Annotated in this window: 13 protein-coding genes and 1 pseudogene; 6 read left to right on the plus strand and 8 right to left on the minus strand. The window is 71.3% G+C overall.

Translation table 11 applies throughout. The features are described 5' to 3' along the window. Window positions 1-3: 3 nt before the first annotated feature. The 5 genes from Asi03nite_RS12165 to Asi03nite_RS12185 all read right to left on the minus strand — a co-directional run bounded on the left by Asi03nite_RS12165 (window position 4) and on the right by Asi03nite_RS12185 (window position 3,925). Entirely contained in the window at window positions 4-366 is a 363-nt protein-coding gene (locus Asi03nite_RS12165) for a hypothetical protein (protein WP_203679181.1), read from the minus strand. Between the two features lie 236 nt (window positions 367-602). Continuing rightward, entirely contained in the window at window positions 603-1,262 is a 660-nt protein-coding gene (locus tag Asi03nite_RS12170; protein WP_203679184.1) for an ABC transporter permease subunit, read from the minus strand. Window position 1,263: 1 nt separating this feature from the next. Beyond that, on the minus strand, window positions 1,264-2,274 hold the full coding sequence (locus Asi03nite_RS12175) for a methionine ABC transporter ATP-binding protein (protein WP_239102634.1): 1,011 nt from the start codon (window positions 2,272-2,274) through the stop codon (window positions 1,264-1,266). A 5-nt stretch (window positions 2,275-2,279) separates the two neighbouring features. Then, window positions 2,280-3,215 carry a MetQ/NlpA family ABC transporter substrate-binding protein gene (locus Asi03nite_RS12180; RefSeq protein ID WP_203679186.1) on the minus strand — a complete coding sequence of 312 codons (936 nt, stop codon included), beginning with the start codon at window positions 3,213-3,215 and terminating at the stop codon, window positions 2,280-2,282. Between the two features lie 20 nt (window positions 3,216-3,235). Beyond that, window positions 3,236-3,925, minus strand: a complete 690-nt coding sequence (locus tag Asi03nite_RS12185; RefSeq protein ID WP_203679194.1) for a GNAT family N-acetyltransferase — start codon at window positions 3,923-3,925, stop codon at window positions 3,236-3,238. A gap of 287 nt (window positions 3,926-4,212) precedes the next feature. Between Asi03nite_RS12185 and Asi03nite_RS12190 the strand changes: the two genes are divergently transcribed. Beyond that, entirely contained in the window at window positions 4,213-4,872 is a 660-nt protein-coding gene (locus Asi03nite_RS12190) for a TetR/AcrR family transcriptional regulator (protein WP_239102635.1), read from the plus strand. A gap of 622 nt (window positions 4,873-5,494) precedes the next feature. On the opposite strand, the pseudogene Asi03nite_RS12195 reads toward Asi03nite_RS12190, so the two are convergent. Both Asi03nite_RS12195 and Asi03nite_RS12200 read right to left on the minus strand, forming a co-directional pair. Beyond that, window positions 5,495-5,855, minus strand: a pseudogene (locus Asi03nite_RS12195) (transposase family protein); the annotation flags it as partial. 557 nt (window positions 5,856-6,412) lie between these two features. Beyond that, window positions 6,413-7,531 (minus strand): NAD(P)/FAD-dependent oxidoreductase, encoded by a 1,119-nt coding sequence (locus Asi03nite_RS12200; protein ID WP_203679196.1) that lies wholly within the window; start codon window positions 7,529-7,531, stop codon window positions 6,413-6,415. 334 nt (window positions 7,532-7,865) lie between these two features. On the opposite strand from Asi03nite_RS12200, the gene Asi03nite_RS12205 reads away from it, so the two are divergent. The 5 genes from Asi03nite_RS12205 (at window position 7,866) to Asi03nite_RS12225 (ending at window position 11,530) form a co-directional block, all read left to right on the plus strand. After that, the gene (locus Asi03nite_RS12205) at window positions 7,866-9,056 is read left to right on the plus strand and encodes an extracellular catalytic domain type 1 short-chain-length polyhydroxyalkanoate depolymerase (protein WP_203679198.1); all 1,191 of its coding nucleotides are present in this window, start codon (window positions 7,866-7,868) and stop codon (window positions 9,054-9,056) included. 437 nt (window positions 9,057-9,493) lie between these two features. Beyond that, window positions 9,494-10,186, plus strand: a complete 693-nt coding sequence (locus Asi03nite_RS12210; RefSeq protein ID WP_203679200.1) for a hypothetical protein — start codon at window positions 9,494-9,496, stop codon at window positions 10,184-10,186. A gap of 163 nt (window positions 10,187-10,349) precedes the next feature. Then, on the plus strand, window positions 10,350-10,919 hold the full coding sequence (locus Asi03nite_RS12215; protein ID WP_203679202.1) for an NADPH-dependent FMN reductase: 570 nt from the start codon (window positions 10,350-10,352) through the stop codon (window positions 10,917-10,919). Between the two features lie 16 nt (window positions 10,920-10,935). Further along, window positions 10,936-11,133 carry a hypothetical protein gene (locus Asi03nite_RS12220; protein ID WP_203679204.1) on the plus strand — a complete coding sequence of 66 codons (198 nt, stop codon included), beginning with the start codon at window positions 10,936-10,938 and terminating at the stop codon, window positions 11,131-11,133. A gap of 208 nt (window positions 11,134-11,341) precedes the next feature. After that, window positions 11,342-11,530: a hypothetical protein gene (locus tag Asi03nite_RS12225; protein WP_203679206.1), complete on the plus strand. Its 189-nt coding sequence runs from the start codon at window positions 11,342-11,344 to the stop codon at window positions 11,528-11,530. 75 nt (window positions 11,531-11,605) lie between these two features. On the opposite strand, the gene Asi03nite_RS12230 is transcribed toward Asi03nite_RS12225, so the two are convergent. Further along, a complete protein-coding gene (locus Asi03nite_RS12230) occupies window positions 11,606-12,058 on the minus strand; it encodes a hypothetical protein (RefSeq protein WP_239102636.1) in 453 nt (150 codons plus the stop codon). Window positions 12,059-12,181: the final 123 nt, after the last annotated feature.

Here is a 12,181-nt window from a genome sequence, read left to right on the forward strand (position 1 = left end):
TCATCAATTGGCGGGGATCCGTGTCCGCCAGGCCGCGGTGAGCAGCAGCGCGCCGGCCGCCGCGCCCAGCGCCGGCGCCCCGGCCAGCAGCGCGGCCACGCCCAGCACCAGGCAGGACCAGACCACCACGCGCAGGCCGGTGTCGACGCGGGGCACGCCGGTCGGGCGCTCCTTCGTCCACCGGGGCACCCAGGCCACGGCGGCGGCCACCGCTACCGCGCCGAGGACGCCCGCCGCGGTGCGGGCCGCCGCCGGCCAGCCGAAATGGTGACTGACCGCGAACGCGGCGGCCAGCACGCACACCGCCCACACCTTGCCCAGCAGCCAGCGTGCCGCGGGTCCCACGATTCCGTCGCGCGCGCTCATCCCACTCCCCCCGGGTCCGCACCGTCGGGGCGCGGCGTACCCAGAATGGCGCGCGTTCATTCCGGTCGATGCGCGAAAATCCGCGGCCGGCCGCGGCGTACCCCCCGAATCGGCGGCCCCGGCCGCGGCGGACCGCGACCCGACCGCCCGAGCGGCGCCATCCGGGAAGCGGCCCCGGCCCCGGCGGACCGCCTCACCGCCGCGTCCGGGGATCCGCCGCGGCCGGACCGCCTGGATCAGCGGCGCAGCGCCTTCCTCGCCAGGAAGTTGCCGAGGAACTGCCCGGCCTGCACGATCACGATGATCACCGCGACGGTGATGTAGACGACCGGCCAGTTGTAGCGCTGCGAACCGTAGGTGACCGCGAAGTCGCCCAGCCCCCCACCGCCGAACAGCCCGGCCTGGGCGGACATGTCCACCACGCCGACGAAGATGAACGTGTAGCCCAGCACCACCGGACCGAGCGCCTCCGGCACCACCACGGTGAGCAGGATGCTCAGCGGCCGGGCGCCGGCGGCCCGGGCGGCCTCGACGACGCCCGGCTCGACCGCCAGCAGGTTCTGCTCGACGATCCGGCTGACGGCGAACGCCGCCGCCAGCGACAGCGCGAAGGTCACCGCGTCGGTGCCGATCGTGGTGCCGATGGTGACCAGCATGAGCGGCTGGATCGCGGTCAAGAAGATCACGAACGGGATCGGCCGGACCACGTTGACCAGGATGTTCACCGCGATGAACACGGCCCGGTTGGCGAGCAGGCTGCCCGGCCGGGTGGCGTAGAGCACCAGGCCGAGGGCCAGGCCGAGCAGGCCGCCGGCCAGCACCGAGATGCCGACGATGTAGAACGTCTGCCCGATGGCCTCGCGGAAGACCGGCAGGTTGGTGAGGAACTCGTCCACGTCAGCTCTCCTCGGTCAGGTCGACGCCGTCGGCGCGCAGCGCGGCCAGCGCCGCGTCGATGCCCTCGGCCGGGCCGGTCAGCTCGAACGTGAGGCTGCCGACGGCGCGTTCCTGCAGCTCACTGACGCCGCCGTAGACGATGCCGGCGGCCACCCGGTGCGCCAGGAAAGTCTTGGCCAGGGAGGTCTGGAAGCCTGCCTGATCACGGATGGCAACGGTGACGATCCGCCCGTCGTGGGTGCGCCGCAGCCGCTCCAGGGTCTCCGCGGACGGCCGGTCCCGCAGCGCCCCGCGGACGAAGTCGGCCGCGGCGGCGCTCTCCGGGCGCGCGAACACGTCGTACACCGTCCCGGTCTCCACGACCCGGCCGCCCTCCATGACCGCGACCCGGTCGGCCACCGTCCGGATCACGTCCAGCTCGTGCGTGATCAGCACGATGGTGACGCCCAGCTCGCGGTTGACCCGGCGCAGCAGGGCCAGCACCTCGGCCGTGGTCCGCGGGTCGAGCGCGCTGGTCGCCTCGTCGGCCAGCAGCAGCGACGGCTCGGTGGCCAGCGCCCGGGCGATGCCGACGCGCTGCTTCTGACCGCCGGACAGCTGCTCGGGGTGGTCGTGGGCGCGGTCGAGCAGCCCCACGAAGTCGAGCAGCCGGGCCACCCGCCGGTCCCGCTCGGCCCGGCCGACGCCGGCCACCTTGAGCGGGTACGCCACGTTGCCGGCCACCGTGCGGGAACGGAACAGGTTGAACTGCTGGAAGATCATGCCGATGTCCCGGCGGACGCCGCGGCGATCCTTCTCGGACATCGCGGTGATCTCCTGATCGCCGACCCAGACCTGCCCGCCGGTCGGCGCCTCAAGACCGTTGATCAGCCGGATCAGGGTGCTCTTGCCGGCGCCGGACTGGCCGATCACGCCGAACACCTCGCCCCGGGCGACCTCCAGGCTGACGTCGTCGAGGGCGACGACCCGCGGGAATCTCTTGGTGACGTTCCTCAGGCGTACGTGTGACACGGGGACTACTTGCCGGCCGCGGCCGCTTGGTCCTGGACCGTCCTGAGCAGCGCCTGCAGCTCGGTGGCGGGCACCGTGCGGAGCACCGCGACACCGCCGTTGGAATCCTGCACGCCCTTCTCCACGGCCGGGTCGTGGTAGAGCCCGGCCAGCTCGAGGTAGGTCGGATTGTCCTTGTCCGCGGCTCGGGCGGCGAAGACGTTCACGTACGGCGCGGCGCTCGCGCTGGCCGGGTCGTCCTGGAAGATCGCCGCGTCCCGGGGCAGCTTCGCGCTGGTGGCGTAGTTGTTGTTGACGATCGCGCCGACCACCGAGCCGTTCTGCAACGCGCCCGCGGTCTGCGACGCGTCCAGGGTGACCACGTCGACCCTCTTCGTCTCGACGTCCGCGGTGCTGGAGAACGCGCTGCCGCCGCCCTTGAGCGTGACCAGGCCGGCCGCCTGCAGCACGAGCAGGCCACGCGCCTGGTTGATGGCGTCGTTCGGGATGGCCACCTTGCCGCCGGCCGGAAACTCGGCCGGCTGCTTGTACTTCAGCGAGTACAGCGGCAGCGGGTAGACCGCTGTCGCGCCGATCGGCTGCAGGTCGTCCTTGGCGGTGACGTTGTAGTTCGCCAGATATTCGATGTGCTGGAACTGGTTGAGCTCCAGTTGCCTCTGCCTCAGCGCCGGGTTCGGCTGGCTGTAGTCGTTGAAGTTGACCAGCTCGACTGTCACGTTGAGCTTCTGCCTGGCCAGGTCGGTGTAGATTTTCCAGTACGGCTGGGACGCGTCCGTGACGCCGATGCGCACGGTCGTGGCACCAGTGTCGTCGTCGGCGTCGCCACGGCCGGCGACGACGCCGATCACCACGCCTGCCGCCACCACGAGGGCGGCGGCCGCCGCGATCCATGGCCAGCGGCTGCGCTCACGGGTGGGCAGGACCGGCTGCTGGTCGGACATGAAGATCTCCTCAATGACTTCTATTGATCACTCGGCGCACGGAGCACCGAGAAGTAGCGGGTCCGGCGCAGCTGGAACCCGATCGACAGGTAGAGCCGGATCGCGGCGGTGTTGCCCGCCGCGGCGTGCAGGAACGGGGTCTCGCCGCGCTCGCGGATCTGCCGCGCGACCGCCCGGACGAGAGTCGTGGCCAGCCCCTGGCCGCGGAAGGCCGGATCGGTGCAGACCGCGCTGATCTCGGTCCAGCCCGGCGGGTGCACCCGCTCGCCGGCCATCGCCACGAGCGCGCCGCCGCGGCGGACGCCCAGGTAGGTGCCGAGCCGGTAGGTTCCGGGCTCGAACGGCCCGGGCCGGGTGCGGGTGACCAGGTCCAGCATCTCCGGCACGTCGGCGGCGCCGAGCGTCACCACCTCGCCGGACGGCTGGCCGCGCAGCGCGTCGGTGGCGACCAGTTGGACGCCCTCGCCGCGGTGCTCGACGGTCCAGCCGGCCGGCGGCGGGGTGATGTCGCAGGAGAGGCGGGCCAGGCCGCCCGGGCCGACCAGGGCGCGCAGGTCGGCCCAGACCCGGTCGTCCTGGACCGGCGGGACCGCCACGATCGGCGAGACGTCGGCCGGGTAGCGGCGCGCCCGGCCGGCGCCCTCGGCGAGGTGGGCGTGCGGGCCGGTGAGCGAAGCCCAGGAGGCCTGGTCCAGCACGTCGCCGTTCATCGGGCCGCCGGGGTGTCGGGATCCGGCTTGATCATGTGATCACCTCCGCACCGAGGACCCTAACCTATTAGAGCCATAGGACTAATAGGCGTAGTGTGGATTACTGCGAGCACGGCGTGGCGCCCGCGGACGTGCGAGCGGGCCGGTCCTCGTGAGCCGGGTCCCGGAAGAAGCGCCGGGCGCCCACGGACGCGGGAGCGGAGCGCGCGACGCGGGATCGGGTGAGGGTGCGGTGCGCAGTAGGCGGCGGGCGGGTGGAGGGGTAGGATTTTTCGCTGTTCGCGACGGTGACCAGAACGGATGTCGGCGGCATGGAGGTGACCCGGCGAGGACGCCAGGAGCAGGTGGAACGCACCCGGCAACGGATCCTGCAGACCGCGGAACGGCTCTTCGCCGAGCACGGGGTGTTCTCGATCTCCAACCGGCAGATCAGCGAGGCCGCCGACCAGGGGAACAACGCCGCCGTCAACTATCACTTCGGGACCAAGTCGGATCTGGTGCGCGCGATCGTCCGGCGGCACGCCGAGGGGATGGACGTGATCCGCGCCGGGCTGCTGGAGCGGTACGCCGGCAGCACCACGCTGCGGGACTGGGTCACCTGCGTGGTGCTGCCGTTCACCGGGCATCTGGAGTCGCTGGGCCTGCCGAGCTGGTATGCGCGGTTCGCCGCCCAGGTGATGACCGAGCCGAAGCTGCGCGAGCTGGCCGTCACCGAGCTCGGCGAGTCAGCCCTGCCGCGGGCGGTGACCGAGGGGGTGCACCGGTGCCTGCCCGGTCTGCCGCCCGCGGTCCGCGACGAGCGGGACGAGATGGCGCACACGCTGATCGTGCACTTCTGCGCCCAACGTGAGCGCACCGCCGACCCGCGGTGGCCGGCGACCGCGGACGGGCTGATCGACGCGATCGAGGGCCTCTACCGGGCGCCGGTCAGCGCGTCCGCCGACTGACCAGGCAACCCGGGCGGGGGCGGGCGACGGCGATGCCGGGACGGCGTGACACCCGGGGCGGCCGGGCCCGGCGGGAAGCGGTCAGCCCGGGGCGGCGCGACGGCCGGGACGCGGTCAGCCGGGGCTGCTCACGTCGAGCACGATGCGCACCACATGAAAACCGTCAGTAGTCAAAACCTTGCACGGAATGGCTCACTCCCCGCCCAGAACCAGCGGATCTCGACGCCTACAGGAAAAATCCGGCGCTATGATTCGTCCGCTACAAAATATAAAGTAACCTCATATTGCGGCAGCTCGTCCTGCAGGGCCGCTTGCCGGTCAATGCAATCCGAATGTGTGGTGTAAAATGGACCCCGAGTTTGCAGCACATCCCCTGATGAGCGGTCATGTATGTTTATATAGCAGTTGCCCATGCCAATTGTGTCAGTTGCGGCGACGTTCGCCCAGACGGCCGTATGGGACAAATTTGAAGGTGCCGCATGAGCCGGTACAGAAGTGTTAAGCAGTCCCGAAATTGCTGCCGTTGCAACAGTAATTGCTGATACCCTCGCTTGCATGTTCAGCCTCCTATGAAAACTCTCGATATGACACATCTTTGAAGTTGGGCCTGCGGCCAGGGTTGTCACGTGGTGCGGTCATGCTCGACGTGAAGGATTGTCAGAGCCGCCGCGACGATCTTCCCGATTCGCCATAGGTCCAGGCTGATGCTGCGCAGAGCCTTGAAAGTCATCTTGAGCAGCGAGTTTCCGCGCTCACCGATTGCCCGCAGGCTGTGGACCTTGTTGAGTTGCTGCTGGATGGGGTTGAGCCGGCCGTTCCTCGGCCTTTTGAACGCGACGGCGCTGGTGGCGGGCTCGCCCTCGTAACCCGGGTCGCACGTCCGAAGTCCAGATCGGCCAGCCATCGGGCACCGTGACGATGTGGATGTTGCCGCCGTGGTCGTCGTGTTTGCCGGACCACCACAGATCGACGCCCGCGGTCGGTCTCGACCAGGGTCCCGTCGCCTGCCGGGCCGTCTCACAACCAAGGAACCGGAACGGACCCAAACCGAAGACATCCCCATGCCATGCGCAGCACTCATTAGGCGCGCCAACCCTTCGATATGGGTTTCAAAAGTATGCGCCAACTTTTCGCCACGCGATCCGGGCGTGCATCAGGCGTTCCCCCGGTTGTGGCTGATATCAAAACCCACCGGTTTACCCTTTTCCCGATTTTTAACATCTTCATCATCCCTTCACTGGCGCGACGGTTCAGTATCAACCACGGCTACCCGCGCTACGGCTAATGTGGAAGCGCGCGAAACACGCTTGGCCCGCCAGGCTTCCAGGAGCGGGCCGAGCAACGCCCACTGCTCATCGGTGACATCGCCAAGGTACGGCTTTCGATGTCCCATGACCGGCCAACCCCGCAACAAACGACACGGTCATGACCGAGATCATCTTTTACGCTATCGAGTGATCGCCATCTATAACCAACCCGCAGAAAGATCTCCAAGCGGACTCAACGTATAAATCTACCCGGAAAATCTCGAACTACCCTCTCACGAGGTTCCTCCGAGCGCGATCACCTGCCGCCACGGCCGGATCGCCTTCGGCGGCATGTTGACGGCGAGGGCCCCGACCAGCCGGCCCTCTCGGTGGTACGCCGCGAGGAAGCGCCCCTCCTCGATCGACCCCTCGGCGACGGAGAACGCGTCGTGGCCCCGCAGATACCCGTACGCGTGGATCTTCAGATCGTATTGGTCCGACCAGAAGTACGGGACCGGCGCGAACGGTTTGCGCGCCGCCGGGAACAGCAGGTTCCGGGCGGCCGCCAGGCCCTGCTCGGCGGCATTGGTGCGGTGCTCGATGCGCATGTCCACGCCGAACAACGGGTTGTGCCACCGCGCCACGTCGCCGGCCGCGTAGACGTCCGGGGCGGCGGCGCAGAACTCGTCGCAGACCACGCCGTCGGCCACCGGGAGACCGGTGAGCCATTCCGTGTTCGGTTGCGACCCGATCGCCACCAGCACCACGTCGGCGCCGGCCAGGACCGGGTCGTCGAGCGAGGTCACGGCGAGGCCGGTGCGCAGGTCGACGCCGTGTGACCGGTGCACCGACGACAGGAATCGCCCGACCGGCTCGCCGACCGCGTGCGCGAGCGGCACCGGCGCCGGCTCGATCAGGGTCACCTCGCATCCGAGCCCCCGGGCCACCGCGGCGCATTCCGCGCCGAGGAACCCGGCGCCGACGATGGCCAGCCGGGTGCCGGGCCGCAGGCTCTCCCGCAGATGAAGAGCGTCGTTGACGGTACGCAACACGTGCCCGCCGGTCCCCGGGAGCCGGCGCGGGCGCACCCCGGTGGCGATGATCAGCCCGTCGTACTCCAGGTCGGTCCCGTCCGCCAGCCGTACCGCCCGCGCGGAGGTGTCCAGACCGACCGCCTTGGCGCCGAGCCGCAGATCCAGCCGCAGCGCGGTGAGCTGTTCCAGCGTGCGCAGGGCGAGCCGCTCGGCGCCCCAGGCCGAGGAGAGGATCTGTTTGGAGAGCGGTGGCCGGTCGTACGGCGCGTCGATCTCCTCCCCGACGACGGTGACCGAACCGTCGAACCCCTCCCGACGCAGGGTCTCCGCGGCCGCCAGCCCGGCGGCGGAGGCGCCCACGACGACCACCCGCCTCATGGGGCGACCCGGCGGATGGCCGTGGCCGGGCAGAGCACGGCCGCTCCGCACGTGGGCTTGTCGGATTCCACCCTCACATCCAACCCCTTCACCAGGTGACCGGCAACCACCGCGGCCCCCTCCCCGCGACGGTCGGACGCCTCACTGCCGCTCCACAGTGGCCTGACCCACAGGTTGAGTCAATCAGTTGCTTCAAAAGAAGGCAGGGCCCCTACCCCGCGCCGGACAACTTCGCGTTCCGGGCCGAGCGCACCCCCGATCCACACTTCGATCGGTGTCGATGTAGTGCCGCGGCACATGGGCGGCTGGTTCACAAATCCGTAACGTCCGCGACATGAATTTCCGTCGGTACCGGCCGGCACTGCTCGCGGCAGTGCTGGCCGCCGCTCTCGCGGTCCTGTCCCTGTCCCGCACCGGCCCCGCGAACGCCGCCGCCACGCTCACCCAGGTCGGCTCGTTCGGCAGCAACCCCGGCGCGCTGCGCATGTACGCCTACGTCCCGGACGGCCTGCCCGCCGGTCGCCCGCTGGTCGTGGCGCTGCACGGCTGCACGCAGAGCGCCTCCGACTACTACTCGCACTCCGGCTGGCCCAAGTACGCCGACCTGTACCGGGCCGCCGTGGTCTTCCCCGAGCAGACCTCCGGCAACAACGCGCTGTCCTGCTTCAACTGGTTCACCGCCGGCGACATCGGGCGCGACCGGGGCGAGGCGTTGTCGATCAAGCAGATGGTGGACAAGGCGATCTCGGCGTACGGGTCGGACCCGCGCCGCGTCTACGTGACCGGGTTGTCCGCGGGCGGCGCGATGACAGCCGTGATGCTGGCCGCCTACCCGGACGTGTTCGCCGGTGGCGCGGTGATCGCCGGGCTGCCCTACGACTGCGGGACCGTCTGCCAGTACCAGGCGCAGAGCAGGACCCCGGAGCAGTGGGGCGACCTGGTGCGGGCCGCGAACCCCGGCTACGCCGGCCCGTGGCCGGCGGTGGGGATCTGGTACGGCACGTCGGACACCACAGTCGTGCCGGCGAACGCCACCGAGCTGCGCGACCAGTGGACCGACGTGCGCGGCGTGAGCCGGACGCCCACCTCGACCGAGTCGCTGCCCGGGTCGACGACCGTGGAGCACTACGGCGGGGCCGTCGACCTCTACCGGGTGCAGGGCATCGGGCACGGCACGCCGGTGGCGCCGGGCAGCGCGGAGGACCAGTGCGGCACGACCGGGTCGTACTATCTCGCCTCGATCTGCTCGTCCTACCACATCGCGCGGTCGTGGGGGCTGGCCGGCACGTCGCAGCCGCCGGCCAGCCCGGCACCGTCGGTTCCGGTCACGCCGCCGCCCACGTCGCCACCGTGCTTCACGGCCAGCAACTACGCGCACACCACGGCCGGGCGGGCCTACCAGAGGGCCGGCTCCACCTTCGCCAACGGCTCGAACCAGGCGATGGGCCTGTGGAACACGTTCACCGTGCACACGCTGCGCCGGACCGGCCCCGACCACTACGTGCTCGCCGACGGGCAGTGCTGATCCGAGCACTTCCTCCCGGCCGGCCACTTCCGCTGAGGCCGGCCCCGGGGCGCCCCGCCGACGCGCGGCCGGGCCGCCCCACCCACTCACCGCCCCGCGGCCCGCGCTCCCGGCCCGCTGCGCCCGGCCGGGCGTCAGAGGCCTCTCACCGGCTACGAGACACCTCCCGCTGCCAGCTCACCGCGCTTGGCCGGGGACGGGGGTGCCTGCTCGGCCGTGGTTCTTCTCTCGCGGTGGGACCTGCGATGCCGGCCGGTCGAGGGCTCAGCCCGAGTGGGTCGGATCCGGCGCCGGGGCGGTGACGATGCCGCGGCGAAGGGCTGCTGACGCCCTCGCGGACGGCGGACGGTGCGTCGAGGGGTGCGCGGCGCGGGGGCGGTGCGATCCGGTGAGCCCGACCGTGGATGAGGCCGGTCCGGCCGGGTAAGGCGACCGGCATGAACGGACTGCGGTGGATCGGTGCGGGTGTGGCGGTGGCCGCGGGAATGCGCCTGGCGAGGTCGCGGCGGCAGCGGTCGCTGCATCCGGCCGGCCGTTCGATGACCGCGGAGCTGGAGATCTGGGGCTGCGTCGACCCGACCGGCTCGACGTTGCTGGACCGGCCCGGGCACTACGACGTGGTGGTGCGGCTCTCCAAGGGCGTGGGCACGCGGCGCGCCCGGCCGGACGTACGCGGGATCGCCCTTCGTGTCGAAGGCACGGATCTGCTGCTCTCGACGGTCGGCCCGGGACGCTGGGGACGCCGCCTGCCGATGCCGCGGCGCACCTTCGACGCGCGTTACGGTTCGATCGCCGCCTACCGGTCGGGCACCGGCGGCAAACTTTATCTGGCCGCCGGCCCGGACCCTTCCGGCCGGCCGCTGGGCCGCTCCCTCGACACGGTGGGCAAGGCCGCGACCCTTCTGCTGTACGCGATCCGTGGCCCGGTCGTGCAGCCGTTCGGGCGGGTGACCCTGAAGGACACGCTGTCCCCGGAGACGGACGCCGCGCTGGCCTTCGACCCGATCCGCAACGCCGGCGACGACCTGCGCCCGACCGGCCTGCTGCACGGCGTCCGCGGCATCGCCTACCGCGCCAGTCAGCGCTGGCGCGGCGCCCGCCCGCAACAGCTCCCAGGGTCGCCGCAGTGACCACGCCAGCGCCAGGTGGCAGGTGAACGGGTGTGGCTCCGACGATCGCCACGGTGACCGCGGTGGCGGCAGCGCGCCGAGCGGTGAGTGATCGGCCTGACATGGCGCTCCGGGCCGTCCGCTCCTACGTTTGTTCGCAGTACGAACTGTTGAAGGAGCAAGAATGTCCCGTCCGGTCCTGCAGATCATCAACGCCAGCACCCGCGAGGGCCGCAAGGGCATCGCGATCGCGCGGTGGGCGCAGCGCGTCGCGGAGGCCCACGGCGGTTTCGACGTCGAGCTGGTCGACCTGGCCGAGGTGGGGCTCCCGCTGCTGGACGAGCCGGACCACCCGCGGCTGGGGCAGTACAAGCACCAGCACACCAGGGACTGGAGCGAGACGGTCAAGCGGGCGGACGCGTTCGTGTTCGTCCTCCCGGAGTACAACCACTCGTTCCCCGCCTCGCTGAAGAACGCGCTCGACCACCTGTACGCGGAATGGAACCACAAGCCGGCCGGCCTGATCTCCTACGGCGGCGTCTCAGCCGGCCTGCGCGCCGCGACCGGGCTCAAGCCGGTGCTCTCCGCGCTGCGCGTCGTCGTCGCCACCGAGGCGGTGTCGGTCCCGATGTTCAGCCAGTTCCTCACCGTGGACGGCGAGTTCGTGCCGCCGGCGCAGGTCGAGGCGTCCGGCAAGGCGATGCTCGACGAGCTGGTCCGCCTCACCGGAGCGCTCCGGACCCTGCGCGCGTGAGGCTCACGCGCCCGGTGTGAACCCGCGGCGCGCCGCGGCCGGCGCGTCCGGCCACGCTACCGCGGTGCTACTCGCCGGCGCCGCGGGCGCGTTCGACGTCGCCGGCGAGCCGGTCCTGTCCCCCGGGCTCGTCGCGCGCCTGCTCGGCGGCCGGTACCTGCCCGTCTCCCGTTCGATGCCGCGGGGCCTGCTCGGGGCCACCCGGGGCCTGTAGCAGCTCGACGCGTCCTGGGCCGATCCGCTGCTCGACGTCCCGCTGCTGACCTGCTCCCGGACCCGCGCCCTGGGCTGGCGTCCCCGGCACGACGCCCGGCTGACGTTGACCGCCACCCGCCGCGCGATCGCGGCCGGAGCCGGGACGGACAGCAGACATATCCGCAGGGTTCCCGGGTATCCGGGCCAGCCGAGGAGAGGAGCTGGAGATGACCAACGTTCAGCAACCTGAGCTGCGGCGCAGCGGGGAGTCCCCGACCAGCAAGCAGCGGACCGAGGACGCGGACCCGACCGAGGCCCCGCACGGCAGCCCGGACAAGAACGCGAACCGGCCGACGCCGGAGAGCCAGACGTCGCCGTACGGCCCGTCCGGGAAAACCGCGTCGGACGGTTCCTGAGGGCGCGGGACGGCGGGCCCGGACGTCACCGGCGTCCGGGCCCGCGGTCGTCGCGCCGCGGCACCGAGGTCACCGTCACGTCCGGCGGACCCGGCCCGGCCCGGGATCGAAGTGCCGGCGAATGGCCGCGAACTCGCGCACCGTGACGAACGACGGGTTGGCGGCCTGCGGCTGCCGCAACACCTCCAGGCCGGCCAGGTCCCGGTCGGCCCGCAGCACGTCGCGGCCCACCCAGCGTTGCGGCTCCGCGATCACCAGGTCGAGCGGGATCGTCCACCCGGTCCCCGGCGGCTGCCGAGCGGGTGGTCCGGCGAGACGGCCAAGACCCCAGACGCCGTACGGCAGGTCGCGCCGCCGGCTGCCGCTGCCCCAGAACAGCACGGGCTGCCCGGCCCGCATCAGCTCCAGCCGGTAGCTGCGCTGCACGCACCACCGGGCGACCCCGGGATCCCGGGCGAACCGGCCCACCAGATCCACGTGGTCGGCGTTGCCCTTGATCAGCCAGGCGCCCAGATCGCCCGCGGTCACCCGCCGTTCCATTCCGGATCGCCTACCCACCGGTCCCGGCGACAAACGGCCCGTCCCACGTTTGCCGCCGGGCACACCGCCGCCTGTCACGCCGCCTCCGGCCGCGCGAGCCCCCCCCCCCCC

Source organism: Actinoplanes siamensis (assembly GCF_016862395.1).
Lineage (GTDB): Bacteria > Actinomycetota > Actinomycetes > Mycobacteriales > Micromonosporaceae > Actinoplanes > Actinoplanes siamensis.

Excerpts from the sequence above, each read along its gene's own strand:
- Asi03nite_RS12210 (WP_203679200.1), top strand. The coding sequence starts at position 9,494 with ATGAACGGACTGCGGTGGATCGGTGCGGGTGTGGCGGTGGCCGCGGGA.
- Asi03nite_RS12185 (WP_203679194.1), bottom strand. The coding sequence starts at position 3,925 with ATGAACGGCGACGTGCTGGACCAGGCCTCCTGGGCTTCGCTCACCGGC.
- Asi03nite_RS12165 (WP_203679181.1), bottom strand. The coding sequence starts at position 366 with ATGAGCGCGCGCGACGGAATCGTGGGACCCGCGGCACGCTGGCTGCTG.
- Asi03nite_RS12215 (WP_203679202.1), top strand. The coding sequence starts at position 10,350 with ATGTCCCGTCCGGTCCTGCAGATCATCAACGCCAGCACCCGCGAGGGC.
- Asi03nite_RS12180 (WP_203679186.1), bottom strand. The coding sequence starts at position 3,215 with ATGTCCGACCAGCAGCCGGTCCTGCCCACCCGTGAGCGCAGCCGCTGG.
- Asi03nite_RS12200 (WP_203679196.1), bottom strand. The coding sequence starts at position 7,531 with ATGAGGCGGGTGGTCGTCGTGGGCGCCTCCGCCGCCGGGCTGGCGGCC.
- Asi03nite_RS12225 (WP_203679206.1), top strand. The coding sequence starts at position 11,342 with ATGACCAACGTTCAGCAACCTGAGCTGCGGCGCAGCGGGGAGTCCCCG.
- Asi03nite_RS12205 (WP_203679198.1), top strand. The coding sequence starts at position 7,866 with ATGAATTTCCGTCGGTACCGGCCGGCACTGCTCGCGGCAGTGCTGGCC.